This is a genomic window from Pantoea sp. WEP (assembly GCF_041678305.1).
GTDB lineage: Bacteria > Pseudomonadota > Gammaproteobacteria > Enterobacterales > Enterobacteriaceae > Pantoea > Pantoea dispersa.
In genome coordinates, this window is sequence record NZ_JBGNXB010000001.1 from 2,668,132 (window position 1) to 2,686,802 (window position 18,671).

Consider the following 18,671-nt stretch of genomic DNA (forward strand, 5'->3'; position numbering starts at 1 on the left):
TTTTCGCAAAAGCGCAGGCGATTGTCAAAGTAAAACATCCAAATTCAGTACAAGATGCCAGACAGCGTACTGGGTTGCTGTTTTTAAATGAGAATTTTTATACAGCTGCACCACAAATTGCCGAGCAATGCCCCCTTTTGGCGCAGCGCGCGTGCAGAATTGCCATTCATCGTCTACGCCGCTTGCAGTGATTGTTAACAAAATTGCTGAAACCTTTTTTTGCGACAGTAATTTCCCTACAATCGAAAACTATGTTGTCAGACACACACTGAGGAACGCATGAGTACGGCCAAACACAGTAAGCTGCTCATTCTGGGCTCCGGCCCTGCCGGTTACACCGCAGCGGTTTATGCCGCCCGCGCTAACCTGAACCCGGTTTTGATTACCGGACTGGAAAAAGGCGGCCAGCTCACCACCACGACTGAAGTCGAAAACTGGCCGGGCGACCCGCACGATCTGACCGGCCCTGCGCTGATGGAACGCATGCAGGAGCATGCTGAGAAGTTCAACACCGAAATCATCTTTGACCATATTCACACGGTTGATTTGCAGAACCGTCCGTTCCGCCTGACCGGCGACAGCGGCGAATACACGGCGGATGCGCTGATCATCGCGACCGGTGCTTCAGCGCGCTACCTCGGCCTGCCGTCAGAAGAGGCATTCAAAGGCAAAGGGGTTTCGGCCTGCGCCACCTGTGATGGTTTCTTCTATCGCAACCAAAAAGTCGCGGTTATCGGCGGCGGTAACACCGCCGTTGAAGAGGCGCTCTATCTGGCGAACATCGCTTCCGAAGTGCACCTGATTCACCGTCGTGACAGCTTCCGCGCTGAGAAAATCCTGATTGACCGCCTGATGGAGAAAGTGCGTAACGGCAACATCGTGCTGCACACTGACCGCGCGCTGGACGAGGTGGTAGGCGATCAGATGGGCGTTACCGGGTTGAAACTCTCGTCAACCAAAGGTGAAGCCCCGATCTCGCTGGAAGTGGCGGGCCTGTTTGTCGCCATCGGTCATAGTCCGAACACGGCGATTTTCGATGGCCAGCTGGATCTGGAAAACGGCTATATCAAAGTGCAGTCCGGCCTGCAGGGCAACGCCACGCAGACCAGCGTGCCGGGCGTGTTCGCTGCCGGTGACGTGATGGACCACATCTATCGTCAGGCCATTACCTCTGCCGGTACCGGCTGTATGGCCGCGCTGGATGCGGAACGTTATCTGGATGGTCTGGTTAAAAACGATAAGTAAGTTGTTAATTATCTGATCATAATTGCACTGAGGCGGCCACTTTTGGTCGCCTTTTTTATCGCCTGCGTGCTACAGTTCTGCCACCCGTCTGTCCGGCATTTAGCGTCGGATTTTGCCTCTCGTCACGGTGATCAAACGGCTTCGCATGAACAAATCACGGCAACACGAACTGCTGCGCTGGTTACGCCAGCAACGTCATCATGGCGCACGCAGCCTGCGACTGGCTTCGCTGGCAGGTTTTGCTGCGGCGTTAATCCTCATCGCCCAGGCCTGGCTACTGGCCTCCCTGCTGCAAAAACTGCTGGTGGAACAGCAACCCCGCGCTGAACTGGTGAGTGATTTCCTGTTACTACTGCTGTGCTTCGCACTGCGCGCCGCGCTGCACTATGGTCGTGAGATGGCCGGCTTCAGGGCCGGCGTGGCGATTCGCCGTGCACTGCGGCAACAGGTGCTGGACCGGCTGAACGCGCTCGGTCCGGCCTGGATTCAGGGCAAACCGGCCGGGAGCTGGGCAACGTTGCTGCTGGAACAGATTGAAGAGATGCAGGAGTATTACGCGCGCTATCTGCCGCAGATGTCGCTGGCGGTGTTTGTGCCCTGCGCCATCCTGATCGCCATTTTCCCGATTAACTGGGCCGCCGGACTGATTCTGCTGGCGACCGCGCCGCTGATTCCGCTGTTTATGGCGCTGGTCGGCATGGGAGCGGCCGATGCCAATCGGCGTAATTTTCTTGCGCTGGCGCGTCTGAGCGGCGATTTCTATGACCGGCTGCGCGGACGCGAAACGCTGCGCCTGTTTCACCGCGCGGACGCTGAGCAGCAGGCGATTGCCGCCACTACGCAGGATTTTCGTCAGCGCACCATGGAAGTGCTGCGCCTCGCCTTTCTCTCCTCTGCGGTGCTGGAGTTTTTCGCCTCGCTGGCGATTGCCGTGGTCGCGGTCTATTTCGGCTTCTCTTACCTGGGTGAACTCAATTTTGGCCACTACAGCACCGGCGTGACGCTGTTTGCCGGTTTCCTCGCGCTGATTCTAGCCCCCGAATTTTTCCAGCCGCTGCGCGATCTCGGCACCTTTTACCATGCCAAAGCGCAGGCGGTGGGCGGCGCAGACGCGCTGGATACCTTCCTGCGCGAAACGCCCCAGCGCGCGCCGCAGGCGGCCACACAAACGCTGGATGCTGACGCGCCACTCTCCCTCCGGGCGCAGGATGTGGTGATCATGACCGTCACCGGCGAGGCGCTGTCACAGCCGCTGAATTTCAGCCTTACTCCCGGTCAGCGCGTGGCGCTGGTCGGACAAAGCGGGGCCGGAAAAAGTGCGCTGATGAATGTCCTGCTCGGTTTTCTGCCCTATCAGGGTTCACTGTGCATTAACGGCCAGGAACTGCGCGACATCAGCCGCAGCAGCTGGCAGCAGCAGCTGGCCTGGGTAGGACAAAATCCGCAGCTGCCGGCGGCGACGCTGCGTGACAATCTCCAGCTTACTGACACGCCGGTGGACGAGGCCACGCTGACCGCCGTGCTGCAGCGCGCTGGCGTCAGTGAATTTTTGTCGCGTCTGCCACAAGGGCTGGATACGCCAGTTGGCGATGGCGGCATCGGCCTGTCCGTTGGGCAGGCACAGCGCATCGCCGTCGCGCGGGCGCTGCTAAAACCGGCCCGCCTGCTGCTGCTGGACGAACCGGGATCCGGGCTCGACAGCCAGAGCGAGCAGCACGTGATGGGCGCGCTACAGCAGGCCGCACAGCAGCAAACCACCTTAATGATTACCCATCAGCTGCACGCTCTCGACCAGTGGGATGAAGTGTGGGTGATGCAGGCTGGACAACTGGTGCAGCAGGGCCACTGGCAACAGCTGATCGCTGAAGCCGGCCCGCTGCGCGAGCTGGCGCAGCATCGTCAGAAGGAGATTGCCTGATGCGCACGTTACTGCCTTTCCTGCGCCTGTATCGCCGCCATCCGTGGCGTTTAGGTCTTGGCGTGGTGCTGGCGATTGTCACGCTGCTCGCCAGCATCGGCTTGCTGACGCTGTCCGGCTGGTTTCTTGCTGCCTCCTCGCTGGCTGGCGTCGCCGGCCTGTACAGCTTCAATTACATGCTGCCCGCAGCCGGTGTGCGTGGCGCGGCAATCACCCGCACCGCCGCGCGCTATTTTGAACGGCTGGTGAGCCACGACGCCACTTTCCGCGTGCTGCAACATCTGCGCGTCTTTACCTTTAGCCGGCTGATGGCGCTGGCACCGGCGCAGCTGGCGCGCTTTCGCAACGGTGAACTGCTGAACCGCTTTGTCAGCGATGTCGATACCCTCGATCATCTCTATTTACGTGTTATTTCTCCGCTGCTGGGTGCGGCGGTGGTGATTGTGGTGGTGACCTGTGGCCTGGCGCTACTCGATATGCGACTGGCGCTGCTGCTTGGGGCGATCATGTTGCTGACGCTGCTGCTGATGCCGCCGCTTTTCTGGCGACTCGGCGCGCGCACCGGCGCGCAGATTGCCCGTTACCAGGCTCGCTGGCGCCTGCAACTGACGCACTGGCTCAGCGGACTGGCCGAGCTGCAGATTTACGGCGCGGCGGCGCTGTGGCGACAGCGGCTGGATCAGGAAGAACGTGCGTGGCAACAGGCGCAGCAGCAGCAACACCGGCTGCAGGCGCTGGCGCAGAGCCTGCTTACGTTGATCGCCGGCAGTACCGTTACGCTGCTGCTGTGGCTGGCCGCCAGCGGCGTCGGCACCAATAGCACACCGGGTGCACTGATTGCCCTGTTTGTGTTTTGTGCGCTGGCCGCGTTTGAAGCGCTGGCACCGGTGGCCGGCGCATTTCTGCCACTGGCCCAGGTGACGCACGCGGCGCAGCGCGTGCAGGAGATCATCGATCAACCGCCAGCGATTCACTTCCCGACACAACCGGTCGCGACGCCGCGTGGCCTCAGCCTGACGCTGGAGCAGATCGACTTCAGCTATCCGCAGCGGCCAGAAGCGGTGCTGCACAATTTCTCCCTGACGTTAGCAGCCGGTGAACATCTGGCGCTGCTGGGCCCGACCGGCTGCGGAAAATCCAGCCTGCTGGCGCTGATCACGCGCGGCTGGGAAGCGCAGCGCGGCTCGATTCGCCTGAACGGGATTGATCTGGCGGCGTGGGACGAAGCCAGCCTGCGTCAGCGTATCAGCGTTGTCACGCAGCGCGTCCATCTGTTCAGCCAGACGCTGCGCGCTAACCTGCTGCTGGCAGCACCACAGGCCAGCGATGCACAGCTGATTGACGTACTGCAGCGGGTTGGGCTGGCGCATCTGACGCAGCACAGCGAAGGACTGAATGCGTGGATGGGTGAAGGTGGCCGACCGCTGTCTGGCGGTGAACTGCGCCGGCTGGCGATTGCCCGTGCGCTGCTGCACGATGGCGATCTGTGGCTGCTGGATGAGCCGACCGAAGGTCTGGATGCTGCGACCGAGCAGCAGATTCTCACGTTGCTACAGCAGGTTAGCAAGGGAAAAACGCTGATCATGGTGACGCATCGCCTGAGCGGACTGGAAAAAATGGATCGCATCTGTGTGCTTGACGGTGGCCAGATTATCGAATCCGGCAGCCATGACGAATTAATCTCAAAAGCTGGACGCTACTGGCGTTTCCAGCAGCGCTTTGCGCTATAGTCTATGCGTTTAGCCTGAGGGTGACCGACGCCATGAGACTGGTACAACTTTCCCGGGATTCGCTCAATTTCCCGCCGCCGGAGATGGCGCTGCGAGAGCCAAACGGCCTGCTGGCCATGGGCGGCGATCTCTCCCCTGCCCGCCTGATGAATGCCTATCAGCGCGGTATTTTTCCGTGGTTTTCGCCCGGCGATCCGATTTTATGGTGGTCGCCAGATCCACGTGCGGTCCTGCTGCCGGAGTCGTTTCATCCCAGCCGCAGCATGGCGCGCTTCCATCGCCGTTCGCCCTATCGCGTCACCATGAATCACGCCTTTGCTCAGGTGGTGGAAGGTTGCGCCAGCGGGCGTCAGGAAGGCACCTGGATCACCTTTGAAGTGAAACGCGCCTGGCTGCGCCTGTATGAGCTGGGCCATGCGCACTCAATCGAAGTCTGGCAGGATCAACGCCTGGTTGGCGGCATGTATGGCCTGGCGCTCGGACAGATTTTTTGCGGTGAGTCGATGTTCAGCCGGGCGGAAAACGCCTCCAAAACCGCGCTGTGGGTTTTCTCACAGCACTTTATTGCGCATCAGGGACGGCTGATTGATTGTCAGGTGCTGAATCCGCATACCGCCTCGCTGGGCGCAGTTGAAATTCCGCGCGTCGATTATCTGCAATACGTGCAAACGCTGGCGTGGCAACCGGTGCAGACCGGCTGCTGGCAAACACAAACCCTTTTTTGACTGTCCCCGCAGATGTTTTGCACACAATTCCCGACAAAAGTGATACAATAAGCGAGTTTGGTATGTCGTCCGCGCTTCGCTGTGGCGAGCCGGAATTGCCAGGCTGGGAATCTCACCCTGTTCCCGAAGCTGTTTCAGTTGCGCACCCGATGCCGATTGCTGCAGATTCTTAGCCCGCTAATCCCCCGCAGACGTCAAAAACACCCGAATTTATCCGTAATGCACGCGCAGCGGCGCGACGCACGGCGAAGCGTTGGCAAAAACAGCCAACGTTTCTTTACATAAATCATGGAATTCGGCATTATCTTGCCGGTTCAACAGTTTGGTAGTTCACCCAGAGGATTCGATGGCCAAAGAAGACAATATTGAAATGCAAGGTACCGTACTGGATACGTTACCTAACACCATGTTCCGCGTAGAGCTTGAAAACGGGCACGTGGTTACCGCTCATATCTCCGGTAAAATGCGTAAAAACTACATCCGCATCCTGACGGGCGACAAAGTGACTGTCGAGTTGACCCCGTACGACCTGAGCAAAGGCCGCATTGTCTTCCGTAGTCGCTAAGTTGTTGCACTCGCCTCGCGTTTGCTGATGTAAACTAAGCGCGAAAAAAAAGGCCGGATTTTAATCCGGCCTTTTTATTATCTGCGCACCCGCTTAATGCACGGTGCCCTCGGTTTTGCGTTTTTCCGCGCTCATGAAGTGGTAAGTGAGCTGGTTTTTCTCTTTATCCAGTCCAACCGATACCGATCCGCCATCAACCAGTGAGCCAAACAGCAGCTCGTTAGCCAGCGGTTTCTTCAGGTTTTCCTGCACGGTACGCGCCATCGGACGCGCGCCCATCGCTTTGTCGTAACCTTTTTCGGCCAGCCAGTCGCGCGCATCATCGCTGACTTCCAGCGACACACCTTTCGCATCCAGCTGTGCCTGCAGCTCAACAATAAATTTATCCACCACCTGATGGATCACCTGAGTATCGAGGTGACGGAACCAGATAATGTTGTCGAGACGGTTACGGAACTCCGGCGTAAAGATCTTTTTGATCTCTTCCATCGCGTCGGTGCTGTTGTCCTGCTGAATCAGGCCGATGGATTTACGCTCGGTCTCGCGCACCCCGGCGTTGGTGGTCATCACCAGCACCACGTTGCGGAAGTCCGCTTTGCGGCCGTTGTTATCGGTCAGCATTCCGTTATCCATTACCTGCAGCAGCAGGTTGAAGACATCCGGATGGGCTTTCTCGATCTCATCCAGCAGCACCACCGCGTGCGGATGCTTGATGACGGCATCAGTCAGCAGACCGCCCTGATCAAAGCCGACGTAGCCCGGAGGCGCACCAATCAAACGACTGACGGTGTGACGCTCCATATACTCGGACATATCAAAGCGCAGCAGTTCAATGCCCAGCGCCTTCGCCAGCTGCACGGTGACCTCGGTTTTACCGACCCCGGTCGGACCCGCAAACAGGAACGATCCGACTGGCTTACGCTCCTGCCCCAGACCCGCGCGGCTCATTTTGATGGCTTCAGTCAGCGCTTCAATCGCGTTGTCCTGACCAAACACCAGCATTTTCAGACGGTCACCGAGATTTTTCAGCGTATCGCGATCGGTGGCCGAAACGCTCTGCTCCGGAATACGCGCGATGCGCGCCACCACGGATTCGATGTCCGACACGTTGACGGTCTTCTTGCGCTTGCTGACCGGCACCAGACGCGCACGCGCGCCGGCTTCATCGATCACGTCAATCGCCTTGTCCGGCAGATGACGGTCATTGATGTATTTCACCGCCAGCTCAACCGCCGCACGTACCGCTTTGGCGGTGTAGCGCACATCGTGATGCGCTTCGTACTTCGGTTTCAGCCCGTTAAGAATTTGTACCGTCTCTTCAACCGATGGCTCAGTGATATCAATTTTCTGGAAACGGCGCGCCAGCGCACGATCCTTCTCAAAGATATTGCTGAACTCCTGATAGGTCGTGGAACCCATCACGCGGATTTTACCGCTGGAAAGTAACGGCTTGATCAGGTTCGCCGCATCCACCTGGCCGCCCGATGCCGCACCGGCACCGATAATGGTGTGGATCTCGTCGATGAACAGAATGCTGTTGTTATCCTGTTCCAGCTGTTTAAGCAGCGCTTTAAAACGTTTTTCAAAATCACCGCGGTATTTGGTACCGGCCAGCAGCGAACCGATATCCAGCGAGTAGATGGTGCACTCTTTCATCACTTCCGGCACGTCGCCCTGCACAATGCGCCAGGCGAGCCCTTCCGCAATCGCAGTTTTACCGACGCCCGATTCGCCCACCAGCAGCGGGTTATTCTTGCGACGACGGCACAGCACCTGAATGGCCCGTTCCAGCTCTTTATCGCGGCCGATCAGCGGGTCAATTCCGCCGACGCGAGCAAGCTGATTAAGATTGGTGGTGAAGTTTTCCATACGTTCCTCCCCGCCTGCTTGCTCTTCGTTAACCGGATTTTCCGCGCTGTTCTGCGGCTGGCCCGGTTCGTCTTTACGCGTACCATGGGAGATGAAGTTCACCACATCAAGGCGGCTCACTTCGTGTTTGCGCAGCAGGTAAGCCGCTTGCGACTCCTGCTCGCTGAAAATGGCGACCAGCACGTTCGCACCGGAAACTTCACTGCGACCGGATGACTGGACATGGAAGACCGCACGCTGCAGCACACGCTGGAAGCTGAGCGTCGGCTGAGTGTCGCGCTCCTCTTCGCTGGCAGGCAGCACCGGCGTGGTTTGTTCGATGAAGGCTTCGAGTTCCTGACGCAGAGCCGCAATATCCACCGTACAGGCTTCCAGTGCCTCTCTGGCCGACGGGTTGCTGAGCAGCGCCAGCAACAGATGTTCGACGGTCATAAACTCGTGACGGTGCTCGCGCGCTCTGGCGAAAGCCATGTTTAAACTGAGTTCCAGTTCTTGATTGAGCATTTGGCACCTCCCCCAATTATCGCTCTGACGGACTGAATCCTATATGGAGACAGCTTCAGGCTTTTTCCAGCGTACACAGCAACGGATGTTGATTTTCCCGCGCGTAATTGTTCACCTGGGCGACTTTGGTCTCCGCCACTTCTGCAGTGAATACACCACAGATTGCCTTTCCATGGTAGTGAACTTTCAGCATCAGTTGCGTTGCACGTTCAACATCATAAGAAAAGAACTTTTGCAGAACGTCAATAACAAATTCCATAGGTGTATAATCGTCATTATTCAGAATGACTTTATACATTGAAGGCGGCTTTAACCCTTCGCGTACTTTGTCTTCGGCCAGATGTTCAAAGTTAAGCCAGTCGTTTGTGTTTGCCATAATGTTCCGTTGAAATTCTGCGTTACGGTAGCGCACATTTCTGTGCTCTCACCTCAAGTTTAACACGCCTGTCAAGCCGCTTTTCCTGTGGCAAAAATCGGTCCTGAAAGCGCATGCGCGACCTGTATCACAAAATTTGCAATAGCGTTAACTGCCTCAAATTTTGATGAATTTCTCCCCGTGCGCCAGGGCCGTTTGCTTGACGATAAGGTCCGTTTCTCTACATTCTACTTACACAAGCTGATTGAGTTTTAAACAAACTCGACTCACAGCTTCAATGACCTCACCTACTTATCAAAATGTCTTGCGAGGGAAGTAAAAGCATGGAGACGGGTACTGTTAAATGGTTCAACAACGCCAAAGGCTTCGGCTTTATCTGTCCGATTGGCGGCGGCGACGATATCTTCGCACACTACTCCACGATTCAGATGGAGGGATACAGAACGCTGAAAGCGGGCCAGCACGTTCAGTTCGATGTCCATGAAGGGCCGAAAGGCAACCATGCCAGTCTGATTGTGCCCTGTGAAGCATCGTCACTCTCCTGACGGGCGCGCGTCTGCTCTCATTCTGACCACTCCCGAAAAAAAATGCCAGCCGCAGACGCTGGCATTTTTCTTTGGCGTCCCGCGTCAGTGTTACTCTGCCCGACCGCGCGCCAGCCACATCACGCGGCCAAACAGCTGATCGAGCAACGGCGGAATCGCCTGCGGCCCGCGTTCGGCCGCTGCCATCGCCACCGCAATCGCCAGTTCCGGCTTCGAGCTGTGATGAATGGCTTTGGTAATAATACGCCGCGCGTTCATCGGCACGTTTAACGGCAGGTGCGCCATCTGGTGATAGACATCACTAAAGCCCTGCTTATAAAGGAAGTGTTCGATGTCGGGCGCCGGGAACTGCGTGAGATGGTCGCTCTCCTGCTCATGCGGCTGTAGCTGGCTGCGCGCGGTGGCGGCATATTTTTTCCCGGCCTCATCGCCGTCAGTCAGCACGTGCCAGGCAATGCCCATGCGGCGCGCATATTTCAGCAGCGGCTTAAGCCCGGACTGCGCAAACTCAATCACCTTCACGCCTTCCGCGGCAAAATGGTAGCCGCGCTGCCGCGCCAGCTCATTGATGATCCACACTTCGGTTTCACCCTCAACCAGCAACCAGCAGCGGGCAAACAGCGCCGACGGACGGTTGACGCGGATGTGAAAGCCGATACGGCGCGCCTCTTCGGCACTTAATCCTTCCGGCCCGATACGCCACGCCGCCACGCGATCGGGTTCACGCACCAGTCGGCAGATTTGCTCCAGCGCTACCTGTGACAGCAGCTCACCGGAGTTCGTGGTGGCGATTTTTTGCAGCGGCATCAGCGCCAGCAGATTCCACGCCACCGACAGCATGATGGGATGCAGCCGCGTTTCCGGATCCTCCACCAGCAGCAAGGGGCGCGCGCCCGCTGGCAGCGCATCGCTGCCGTGCGCCTGCAGCAGGAGCGAGAACATGCGCAGCAGAATCACCTGGCGACTGCGCGATTCGGTACCGGCGATCAGCTGATTGAGCTGATCGAGCGAACGCCAGCCCTGACTGCCGTCACGCAGCTCCGGCGCAACCCGCGCGGCGCCCGTGTCCGGTTGCTGGACCAGAAAATAGTGCGCCATCAGCTGCTGCATGGTATGCAATCCCTGGCGCAACAGCTCGTCGCTCAGGGTTTGCGGCCGCGCCACCAGATCGCGCGTCAGGCTATGCATCTCCTGCGCCAGCGCGCTCAGCGTATCAGCGCGCCGCTGGGTGTCGTTGTCGTTATGGCGCGACCGCCGGCCAAAGCGCGCATCACGCAGGCGCAGCACCGGATAGTACGCGCGCAACTGCGCCAGCGCGGCGTCGGTGCCCGCCAGCGGCAGCACCTCGCCACGCGCGTCAATAAAGCGCCAGCGGGTTTTGACTTCGCTGCCCTGGCGCGTCGCCAGCGTACTGAAGCGCAGGTAGCGCCCCGCGTCATCCTGCTGCCAGAACGGCGCAAACAGCACTTCATGCTCATCGCCCTGCGCGCGAAAGCGAAACACCAGCTGCAACTTATGCCGCCGGGCTTCCACCTCACCGGGCGGAAAATGGAAGTCCTGTTCCGTGAACATATAGGGCTCAGCGGCCGGTGCCAGCAGCAGCGTTAGCGCATCCAGCAAACTGGATTTACCCCACGCGTTTTCCCCAATCAGCAGGTTGGTGTCGGTCAGCGGCAGCGACAACCGGTTAATGCCGCGAAAGCCGTGTATATCGATATGTTCCAGAATCATCGCGCAGTCCCTCCGTGCTTTGCCAGAGCATGGTCCGCCGCGCTGCGTTGGTCAAGTCGGCAGCGGGAGAAAAGGTTTACACTTCAGGCGTTTTCCATTAGCGTGGCGTCTCGCAAAAAAGGATGTCATTTTTCATGTATACCGGACTGCTTATCATTCTGGTGCCGCTGATGGTGGGCTATTTGCTGCCGTGGCATCAGCCTGCGCTGTTGCAGCGCGTTAACCGCCTGCTGAGTTTGCTGATTTACGCCATTCTGTTTTTTATGGGTACCAGCCTCGCCTTTCTCGACAATCTCGGCACCAACTTGCTGATCGTGTTTAAAACCGCACTGATTGCCGCAGGCGCCATTCTGAGCTGCTCGCTGCTGGCGCTGTGGCTGCTGGATCGCCGCTGGCCGTGGCGGCAGCAGCATCGCCAGCAGAATCTGCCGTCGCGCTGGCACATGGTGCTGGAGTCACTCAAGCTGTGTGTGGCGGTGCTGGCCGGTTTCCTGCTGGGATTAACCCAATGGGCACCACTGCGCCATGCCTCCACCCTGAGCGAAATTGCGCTGGTGGTGCTGCTGTTCCTGGTTGGCGTGCAGCTGCGCGGCAGCGGCATGACGCTGCGCCAGATCACCCTGAACCGGCGCGGCATGACGGTAGCGCTGGTATCCCTGTGCGGCTCGCTGGGCGGCGGCGTGCTGGCGGCGTGGCTGCTCGGCGTTTCGCTGTCAACCGGACTGGCGCTGGCCAGCGGCTTCGGCTGGTATTCACTGTCCGGCATTCTGATGACCGAAGCGTACGGCCCGGTGATGGGCAGCGCCGCCTTCTTTAACGATCTGCTGCGCGAGCTGGCTGCGGTGCTGCTGATTCCGGTGCTGGTCAACCGCTACCGCAGTATGGCACTCGGGCTGAGCGGTGCCACGTCGATGGATTTCACCCTGCCGATTCTGCAGCGTGCCGGCGGAATGGAGATTGTGCCTGCGGCCATCGTGCACGGTTTTATCATGAACCTGCTGGCACCGATCCTCATCGCCCTGTTTTCCGCCTGACGCGCAGCGCATTTTTTCACGCCCGCTGCGCTGCGGCTTCGTCTACGCTTTCTCTCTGACACGTTTTTTGCCATCCGACTGGATGGCCAACACCAGAAAGGAGCGAACGATGAAGCAAACAGTGGCGGCCCTGCTGGCCAAAACGCTGGAGAGCGCCGGCGTAAAACGCATCTGGGGCGTAACCGGTGACTCCCTCAACGGACTGAACGACAGCCTCAACCGCATGGGCACCATTGAATGGATGCCAACGCGCCATGAAGAAGTGGCCGCTTTTGCCGCCGGGGCGGAAGCACAAATCAGCGGTGAGCTGGCGGTGTGCGCCGGCTCCTGCGGCCCTGGCAACCTGCATCTGATCAACGGCCTGTTTGACTGCCATCGCAACCATGTTCCGGTGCTGGCGATTGCCGCGCACATTCCTTCCAGCGAAATCGGCAGCGGCTATTTTCAGGAAACCCATCCGCAGGAGTTATTCCGCGAGTGCAGCCATTACTGCGAGCTGGTCTCCAATCCGGAACAGCTGCCGCAGGTGCTCGGCATTGCGATGCGTAAAGCCATCCTCAATCGCGGCGTGTCGGTGATTGTGCTGCCGGGTGACGTGGCGCTGCAGGCGGCGCCGGAGAATGCGCGCAGCGAATGGTATCCGCCGCAGCTGCCGCAGGTGGTGCCGTCGGTCAGTGAACTGACGCGCCTCGCAGAGACGCTCAATGAAGCGAAAAATATCACCCTGATGTGCGGCAGCGGTTGCGCCGGTGCCCATGCGGAAGTGGTAAAGCTGGCCGAAACGCTGAAAGCACCGGTGGTGCACGCCATGCGCGGCAAAGAGCACCTCGAGTACGATAACCCGTACGACGTCGGCATGACCGGGCTGATCGGCTTCTCATCAGGCTATCACGCCATGATGAATGCCGACACGCTGGTACTGCTCGGCACCCAGTTCCCTTATCGCCCGTTCTACCCGGCGGACGCGCGCATTATTCAGATTGATATCAATCCGGCCAGCCTCGGCGCGCACAGTCACGTTGATATGGCGCTGGTGGGCGACATCAAAGCCACGCTACAGGCGCTGCAGCCGCAGCTCACCAGCCACAGCGACCGTCATCACCTCGATCGCGCACTGGAGCACTACGCGGATGCGCGCAAAGGGCTGGACGATCTGGCGACCGCCAACGATAAGCAGGCGATTCACCCGCAGTATCTGGCCCAGCAGATCAGCCACTATGCGGCCGATGATGCCATCTTTACCTGTGATGTCGGCACGCCAACGGTGTGGGCGGCGCGCTATCTGAAAATGAACGGCAAGCGCCGTCTGCTCGGCTCGTTTAACCACGGTTCGATGGCCAACGCCATGCCGCTGGCGCTGGGTGCACAGGCCATCGATAAACAGCGTCAGGTGGTTGCGCTGTGCGGCGATGGCGGCTTCAGCATGCTGATGGGCGATTTCATCTCGCTGGCGCAGCTTAAGCTGCCGGTGAAGCTGGTGATCTTCAATAACAGCGTGCTGGGCTTTGTGGCGATGGAGATGAAAGCCGGCGGCTATCTCACCGATGGCACCGATCTGGAGAACCCGGACTTCGCCGCCATCGCCACCGCCTGCGGCATCAAAGGGATTCGCGTGGAGAAAGCCTCGGAGCTGGATGGCGCGCTGCAACAGGCGTTCGCTCACGACGGTCCGGTGCTGGTGGACGTGATCACCGCCAAGGAAGAGTTGTCGATGCCACCGCAAATCAAAGCCGAGCAGGCTAAAGGTTTCAGCCTGTATATGCTGCGCGCGATCCTGAATGGCCGCGGTGATGAAATCGTCGAGCTGGCGAAAACCAACTGGCTGCGGTAAAACGAAGAGACTTGCCGGATTAATCATCATGCGGGCGCTTAGCCCGCTTTTTTATGTCAGGAGAACAACGTGATCGATTTACGCAGTGATACCGTGACCCGCCCGAGTGCCGCGATGCTGGATGCGATGATGGCGGCCGAAACCGGCGATGATGTCTATCGCGATGATCCCACCGTCAATGCGCTGGAGGCTGAGGCGGCGCGCCTGAGCGGTAAAGCGGCTGCGCTGTTCTTCCCTACCGGCACCCAGGCCAACCTGGTGGCGCTGCTGTGCCACTGCCAGCGCGGCGATGAGTACATCGTCGGCCAGCAGGCGCACAACTACAAATATGAGGCTGGCGGTGCCGCGGTGCTCGGCAGCATCCAGCCGCAGCCGATCCTCGCGGCTGCCGACGGCACGCTGCCGCTGCACGACGTGGCGGCCGCCATTAAGCCGGACGACATGCATTTTGCCCGCACCCGCCTGCTGAGCCTGGAAAATACCCATCACGGCAAAGTGCTGCCGCTGAGCTACCTTGAACAGGCGTGGCAGTTTACCCGCGAGCGCCAGCTGGCGCTGCACATTGACGGCGCGCGCATCTTTAATGCCGTGGTGGCGCAGGGTGTGCAGCTGATCGATATCGCCCGCTACTGCGATAGCCTGACCATCTGCCTGTCGAAAGGACTGGGCACGCCGGTCGGCTCCCTGCTGTGTGGTGATGAAGCTTATATTGAGCAGGCGCGGCGCTGGCGCAAAATGACTGGCGGCGGCATGCGCCAGGCCGGCATTCTGGCGGCTGCCGGTCTCTACGCGCTGCAGCATAACGTGGCGCGTCTGCAGGAGGATCATGACAACGCCGCGTGGCTCGGCGCACAGCTCAGCGCTATTGGTGTGGAAGTGGTGAGCCAGCACACTAACATGCTGTTCGTGAAAGTGCCGGCGGAGCAGGTCGCACCGCTACAGCGCTGGATGCAGGCGGGCGACGTGCTGCTCAACGTAGGACCGCAGACCCGCATCGTTACCCATCTGGATGTCAGCCGCCAGCAATTACAGCAGCTGGTGGCGCGCTGGCAGGCCTTTCTGCAGCCGTAACGCCGCAACGCGCGGCTACGGTGCCGCGCCGTATTTCGCCAGCAGCGCACGGGCGATGGCCAGCGTCTCGGCATCGGCTTCGCCACGGTAATCACGCGGGCGGAAATGCATCTGGAACGCCGCAATCAGTTTGCGCTGCATCTGCGGCGTTTGCGCAGCGGCAACGTCATAACCATAGCGCTGCAGCGCAGTCAGCAGCGCTGCGCACTCCACCGGCGCATCCGGCGGCTGGTTAGCCAGATAGCGCTGTACCGTGGCGGCATCCGGCCACGCTCCCAGCCCCTGCCGGGCCAGCTGTTGCCACGGAAACAGCGGACCGGGATCCTGCTTGCGCTGCGGCGCGATATCACTGTGCCCGACAATATTTTCCGGACTGATGCCGTAACGCTGGCTGATATCGCGCACCAGTGCGATCAGGGCCGTGATTTGCGCGGCGGTGAACGGCTGCCACTGCCGGCCGGTCAGCGTGCGGCGATAGCCGTCATTGACGATTTCGATGCCAATTGAGGTGTCATTAATGCGCGTTGCACCGCGCCAGAAGCTCGGTCCGGCATGCCACGCCAGCTGGTTTTCAGGCACCAGCTGCCAGATCACCCCGGCGCCGTTTTTCTGCGGCGGCTGCTGCGGAATCAGATAGTGCGCGCTGACGTTGCGGTCCGTCAGGGTCGCCAGCGACGAGGGAAAATCCTCCGCCGTGTAGTGCATTACTACCACTTTGATGCGCGGTCTGGCCCCCTGCGCCGGGTGCGCGCTATCGACCCAATAGCCGTTGCGCGCTTCCAGCGTCGACTGGCAGGCGCTGAGCAGCAGCGCCATCGCCAGCAGTAACACCGCACGCATTAGCGCACGATCACCGCAGTACCGGTAACGCTCACCATCAGCATGCTGCTGTCTTTGCCCACGGTTTCGTAGTCAATATCAATGCCAACCACTGCATTGGCGCCCAGCGCTTTCGCCTGTTCTTCCAGCTCTTCAAAGGCGAACTGCCGCGCTTTGCGCAGCTCTTTCTCATAGGCACCGGAGCGGCCGCCGACGATATCGCGGATGCCGGCAAAGAAGTCGCGGAAAATGTTGGCACCGAGAATCGCTTCGCCGGTCACAACGCCGCAATATTCAGTAATGCTGTGCCCTTCCAGGGTTGGCGTAGTCGAAAATTTCATCGTTCTCTCCTGTGGTGATTCATGAGGCGATAGCTCGTACGGCGTAAAAGCACGGCTATACTCTATGCTAAAAATGGCGCTTTGCCAGTGAACAATAAGGAAATCGAGATGAGAAACAAAGCCTTTGCGCTGCTTGTTCCCGCTGCATTGCTGCTGAGTGCCTGTACCACCGTTGAGCCGGTGATCAAGGACAACGGGCCGCGTACCGCACCCTGCGTTGACGGCGGTCCGGACAGCGTGGCGCAGCAGTTCTACGATTTACGTGTCAGCCAGCCAACTCAGGGATTGCCGGACAGCACCACGCTGGCAAAATATCACCCATACCTGAGCGACAACCTGTATCAGAAACTGCTGCATGCCAGCAGCCAGAGCAACCCACCGGCAGCGTGGCGGCAGGGCGATCTGTTCTCCAGCCTGGCACAGGGACCCACCGCCGCTGACGTGGCCAGCGCCTCCAGCATTCCTAACCGCGACGCGCGTAACATCCCGCTGCGCGTGACGCTGAGCCGCGGCGATAAAAGCTGGCGCGATGAAGTGCTGATGATCCACGAAGGCACCTGCTGGGTGGTGGATGATGTGCGCTACGTCGGCGACTGGCCACACGCCGGTGGCGGCTCGCTCAGCCAGCTGCTGGAAGAGAAAAAATAGTCGCGCATTTTTTCCGCACTCAGCCGCAACCATTAGCGCGCCGCACCATTGCGGCGCCGCTAAGCTTCCGCGCAACAGCCGACGCTTACCCGTCAGCCCCTTTCCCCGCTGCCCTGCCCGATTTTGTGCTACGCTTTTGCTGTTTAATTGCTCTTTAATAAATTTTAACCCACCTCAATTGCATAACTATTCTGGTGACGTTAAGATTTGCGACACTAATTGCTATTCATTTTTTGCGCATGAGTATTCAACTAAACGCCATCAACTGTTTTTACGGCGCCCATCAGGCGCTGTTCGATATCAACCTGGCCTGCCCGCAGGGCGAAACGCTGGTGTTGCTCGGCCCGAGTGGCGCGGGTAAAAGTTCACTCCTGCGCGTGCTCAACCTGCTGGAGCTGCCGCGTTCCGGTAGCCTGCAGATTGCCGGCAACCACTTCGATTTTAGCCAGACGCCTTCCGACAACGCGATTCGCGAACTGCGCCAGAATGTCGGCATGGTGTTCCAGCAGTACAATCTGTGGCCGCACCTCAGCGTGATGCAGAACCTGATTGAAGCACCCTGTCGTGTGCTCGGACTCAGCAAAGATGCGGCACGCGCGCGCGCCGATAAACTGCTGGAACGCCTGCGCCTGACGCCGTACGCCGATCGCTTTCCCCTGCACCTTTCCGGTGGCCAGCAGCAGCGCGTGGCAATTGCGCGCGCGCTGATGATGGAGCCGCAGGTGTTGCTGTTTGATGAACCGACCGCGGCGCTTGACCCGGAGATCACGGCGCAGATCGTCAGCATCATTCGTGAGCTGGCGCAGACGCAGATCACGCAGGTGATTGTCACCCACGAAGTTGAGGTGGCGCGCAAAACCGCCAGCCGCGTGGTGTACATGGAGAACGGTCGCATCATTGAACAGGGCGATGCCAGCCACTTTACACAGCCGCAAACCGACGCGTTTGCTCATTATCTTTCGCACTAAGTCAGGATGCTTCTAATGAAAAAAGTTGTACTTGCTGCACTGCTTGCCAGCCTGAGCCTGAGCGCTTCTGCCGCGCAAACCCTGCGTTTCGCGACCGAGGCGTCTTATCCGCCGTTTGAATTTGTCGACTCCGACAACAAAATCCAGGGCTTTGACGTCGATCTGGCCAATGCGCTGTGCAAAGAGATCGATGCGACCTGCACCTTTACCAACCAGGCCTTCGACAGCCTGATCCCCAGCCTGAAATTCCGCCGTTTTGACGCGGTGATGGCCGGCATGGATATCACGCCAGAGCGTGAAAAGCAGGTGCTGTTCACCAAACCTTACTACGACAACTCTGCGACCTTCATCGCGCAGAAAGGCAAGCTGGCGGACGTTGCGGCGCTGAAAGGCAAGCGTGTGGGCGTACAGAACGGCACCACGCACCAGAAATACCTCTCTGACAAGCACAGCGACATCACCATCGTGCCTTACGACAGCTACCAGAATGCGGTGCTCGACCTGAAGAATGGCCGTATTGATGCAGTGTTCGGGGATACCGCCGTGGTTAACGAGTGGCTGAAGCAGAACGCCAACCTCGCCGCGCTGGGTGAGAAAGTGACCGACAAAGCCTACTTCGGCACCGGTCTCGGCATCGCCGTGCGTCAGGGCAACAGCGAACTGCAGCAGAAGTTCAACGGCGCGCTGGATAAGATCAAAGCTGACGGCACCTACAAAACCATCTACAACAAATGGTTTCAGCAGTAATTCC

At 59.2% G+C, this 18,671-nt stretch carries 17 protein-coding genes; 12 read left to right on the plus strand and 5 right to left on the minus strand.

Annotated elements, in window-relative coordinates; all coding sequences use genetic code 11:
• The first annotated feature begins 279 nt into the window (after positions 1-279).
• From trxB to infA, 5 genes are all read left to right on the plus strand, one after another.
• Complete coding sequence (trxB, locus tag ABVR31_RS12390) at positions 280-1,245, plus strand: thioredoxin-disulfide reductase (RefSeq protein WP_141496496.1); 966 nt, start codon at positions 280-282, stop codon at positions 1,243-1,245.
• A 145-nt stretch (positions 1,246-1,390) separates the two neighbouring features.
• On the plus strand, positions 1,391-3,163 hold the full coding sequence (gene cydD, locus ABVR31_RS12395; RefSeq protein ID WP_372772915.1) for a cysteine/glutathione ABC transporter permease/ATP-binding protein CydD: 1,773 nt from the start codon (positions 1,391-1,393) through the stop codon (positions 3,161-3,163).
• The gene (gene cydC, locus ABVR31_RS12400) at positions 3,163-4,893 is read left to right on the plus strand and encodes a cysteine/glutathione ABC transporter ATP-binding protein/permease CydC (RefSeq protein ID WP_372772917.1); all 1,731 of its coding nucleotides are present in this window, start codon (positions 3,163-3,165) and stop codon (positions 4,891-4,893) included. The genes cydD and cydC overlap by 1 nt, the downstream gene beginning before the upstream one ends.
• A gap of 32 nt (positions 4,894-4,925) precedes the next feature.
• Positions 4,926-5,618: a leucyl/phenylalanyl-tRNA--protein transferase gene (gene aat / locus ABVR31_RS12405; RefSeq protein ID WP_372772919.1), complete on the plus strand. Its 693-nt coding sequence runs from the start codon at positions 4,926-4,928 to the stop codon at positions 5,616-5,618.
• A 346-nt stretch (positions 5,619-5,964) separates the two neighbouring features.
• Positions 5,965-6,183, plus strand: coding sequence for a translation initiation factor IF-1 (gene infA, locus ABVR31_RS12410; protein ID WP_002211347.1), 219 nt, complete (start codon positions 5,965-5,967; stop codon positions 6,181-6,183).
• Between the two features lie 93 nt (positions 6,184-6,276).
• Here infA and clpA read toward each other — a convergent pair whose 3' ends face one another.
• Together clpA and clpS are read right to left on the minus strand one after the other, a co-directional pair.
• Positions 6,277-8,556 carry an ATP-dependent Clp protease ATP-binding subunit ClpA gene (gene clpA, locus ABVR31_RS12415; RefSeq protein WP_021508362.1) on the minus strand — a complete coding sequence of 760 codons (2,280 nt, stop codon included), beginning with the start codon at positions 8,554-8,556 and terminating at the stop codon, positions 6,277-6,279.
• 55 nt (positions 8,557-8,611) lie between these two features.
• Positions 8,612-8,932, minus strand: a complete 321-nt coding sequence (gene clpS, locus ABVR31_RS12420; RefSeq protein WP_021508363.1) for an ATP-dependent Clp protease adapter ClpS — start codon at positions 8,930-8,932, stop codon at positions 8,612-8,614.
• Between the two features lie 323 nt (positions 8,933-9,255).
• Between clpS and cspD the strand changes: the two genes are divergently transcribed.
• A complete protein-coding gene (gene cspD / locus ABVR31_RS12425; RefSeq protein WP_058757774.1) occupies positions 9,256-9,477 on the plus strand; it encodes a cold shock-like protein CspD in 222 nt (73 codons plus the stop codon).
• A 90-nt stretch (positions 9,478-9,567) separates the two neighbouring features.
• Here cspD and ABVR31_RS12430 read toward each other — a convergent pair whose 3' ends face one another.
• Entirely contained in the window at positions 9,568-11,208 is a 1,641-nt protein-coding gene (locus ABVR31_RS12430) for an ATP-dependent endonuclease (RefSeq protein ID WP_058757775.1), read from the minus strand.
• 134 nt (positions 11,209-11,342) lie between these two features.
• Between ABVR31_RS12430 and ABVR31_RS12435 the strand changes: the two genes are divergently transcribed.
• From ABVR31_RS12435 to ltaE, 3 genes are all read left to right on the plus strand, one after another.
• On the plus strand, positions 11,343-12,242 hold the full coding sequence (locus ABVR31_RS12435) for a lysine exporter LysO family protein (RefSeq protein WP_058780819.1): 900 nt from the start codon (positions 11,343-11,345) through the stop codon (positions 12,240-12,242).
• A gap of 109 nt (positions 12,243-12,351) precedes the next feature.
• Positions 12,352-14,073, plus strand: coding sequence for a ubiquinone-dependent pyruvate dehydrogenase (poxB, locus tag ABVR31_RS12440; RefSeq protein ID WP_372773016.1), 1,722 nt, complete (start codon positions 12,352-12,354; stop codon positions 14,071-14,073).
• A gap of 69 nt (positions 14,074-14,142) precedes the next feature.
• Positions 14,143-15,144, plus strand: coding sequence for a low-specificity L-threonine aldolase (ltaE, locus tag ABVR31_RS12445; protein ID WP_372773018.1), 1,002 nt, complete (start codon positions 14,143-14,145; stop codon positions 15,142-15,144).
• A gap of 15 nt (positions 15,145-15,159) precedes the next feature.
• On the opposite strand, the gene ABVR31_RS12450 is transcribed toward ltaE, so the two are convergent.
• Positions 15,160-15,984 (minus strand): N-acetylmuramoyl-L-alanine amidase, encoded by an 825-nt coding sequence (locus tag ABVR31_RS12450; RefSeq protein WP_325923429.1) that lies wholly within the window; start codon positions 15,982-15,984, stop codon positions 15,160-15,162.
• Positions 15,984-16,304, minus strand: a complete 321-nt coding sequence (locus tag ABVR31_RS12455) for a heavy metal-binding domain-containing protein (protein WP_372773021.1) — start codon at positions 16,302-16,304, stop codon at positions 15,984-15,986. The genes ABVR31_RS12450 and ABVR31_RS12455 overlap by 1 nt, the downstream gene beginning before the upstream one ends.
• 108 nt (positions 16,305-16,412) lie before the next feature.
• On the opposite strand from ABVR31_RS12455, the gene ABVR31_RS12460 reads away from it, so the two are divergent.
• From ABVR31_RS12460 to artJ, 3 genes are all read left to right on the plus strand, one after another.
• Positions 16,413-16,952, plus strand: coding sequence for a lipoprotein (locus tag ABVR31_RS12460; RefSeq protein ID WP_372773023.1), 540 nt, complete (start codon positions 16,413-16,415; stop codon positions 16,950-16,952).
• Between the two features lie 239 nt (positions 16,953-17,191).
• A complete protein-coding gene (artP, locus tag ABVR31_RS12465; protein ID WP_058775358.1) occupies positions 17,192-17,920 on the plus strand; it encodes an arginine ABC transporter ATP-binding protein ArtP in 729 nt (242 codons plus the stop codon).
• A 15-nt stretch (positions 17,921-17,935) separates the two neighbouring features.
• Positions 17,936-18,667, plus strand: coding sequence for an arginine ABC transporter substrate-binding protein (gene artJ, locus ABVR31_RS12470; RefSeq protein WP_021508372.1), 732 nt, complete (start codon positions 17,936-17,938; stop codon positions 18,665-18,667).
• Positions 18,668-18,671 lie beyond the last annotated feature (4 nt).

Coding starts and splice junctions, on each gene's coding strand:
- ABVR31_RS12430 (WP_058757775.1), bottom strand. CDS start 11,208: ATGATTCTGGAACATATCGATATACACGGCTTTCGCGGCATTAACCGG.
- infA (WP_002211347.1), top strand. CDS start 5,965: ATGGCCAAAGAAGACAATATTGAAATGCAAGGTACCGTACTGGATACG.
- ABVR31_RS12435 (WP_058780819.1), top strand. CDS start 11,343: ATGTATACCGGACTGCTTATCATTCTGGTGCCGCTGATGGTGGGCTAT.
- clpA (WP_021508362.1), bottom strand. CDS start 8,556: ATGCTCAATCAAGAACTGGAACTCAGTTTAAACATGGCTTTCGCCAGA.
- ABVR31_RS12450 (WP_325923429.1), bottom strand. CDS start 15,984: ATGCGTGCGGTGTTACTGCTGGCGATGGCGCTGCTGCTCAGCGCCTGC.
- aat (WP_372772919.1), top strand. CDS start 4,926: ATGAGACTGGTACAACTTTCCCGGGATTCGCTCAATTTCCCGCCGCCG.
- cspD (WP_058757774.1), top strand. CDS start 9,256: ATGGAGACGGGTACTGTTAAATGGTTCAACAACGCCAAAGGCTTCGGC.
- trxB (WP_141496496.1), top strand. CDS start 280: ATGAGTACGGCCAAACACAGTAAGCTGCTCATTCTGGGCTCCGGCCCT.
- ABVR31_RS12455 (WP_372773021.1), bottom strand. CDS start 16,304: ATGAAATTTTCGACTACGCCAACCCTGGAAGGGCACAGCATTACTGAA.
- cydC (WP_372772917.1), top strand. CDS start 3,163: ATGCGCACGTTACTGCCTTTCCTGCGCCTGTATCGCCGCCATCCGTGG.
- artJ (WP_021508372.1), top strand. CDS start 17,936: ATGAAAAAAGTTGTACTTGCTGCACTGCTTGCCAGCCTGAGCCTGAGC.
- ABVR31_RS12460 (WP_372773023.1), top strand. CDS start 16,413: ATGAGAAACAAAGCCTTTGCGCTGCTTGTTCCCGCTGCATTGCTGCTG.
- poxB (WP_372773016.1), top strand. CDS start 12,352: ATGAAGCAAACAGTGGCGGCCCTGCTGGCCAAAACGCTGGAGAGCGCC.
- cydD (WP_372772915.1), top strand. CDS start 1,391: ATGAACAAATCACGGCAACACGAACTGCTGCGCTGGTTACGCCAGCAA.
- artP (WP_058775358.1), top strand. CDS start 17,192: ATGAGTATTCAACTAAACGCCATCAACTGTTTTTACGGCGCCCATCAG.
- clpS (WP_021508363.1), bottom strand. CDS start 8,932: ATGGCAAACACAAACGACTGGCTTAACTTTGAACATCTGGCCGAAGAC.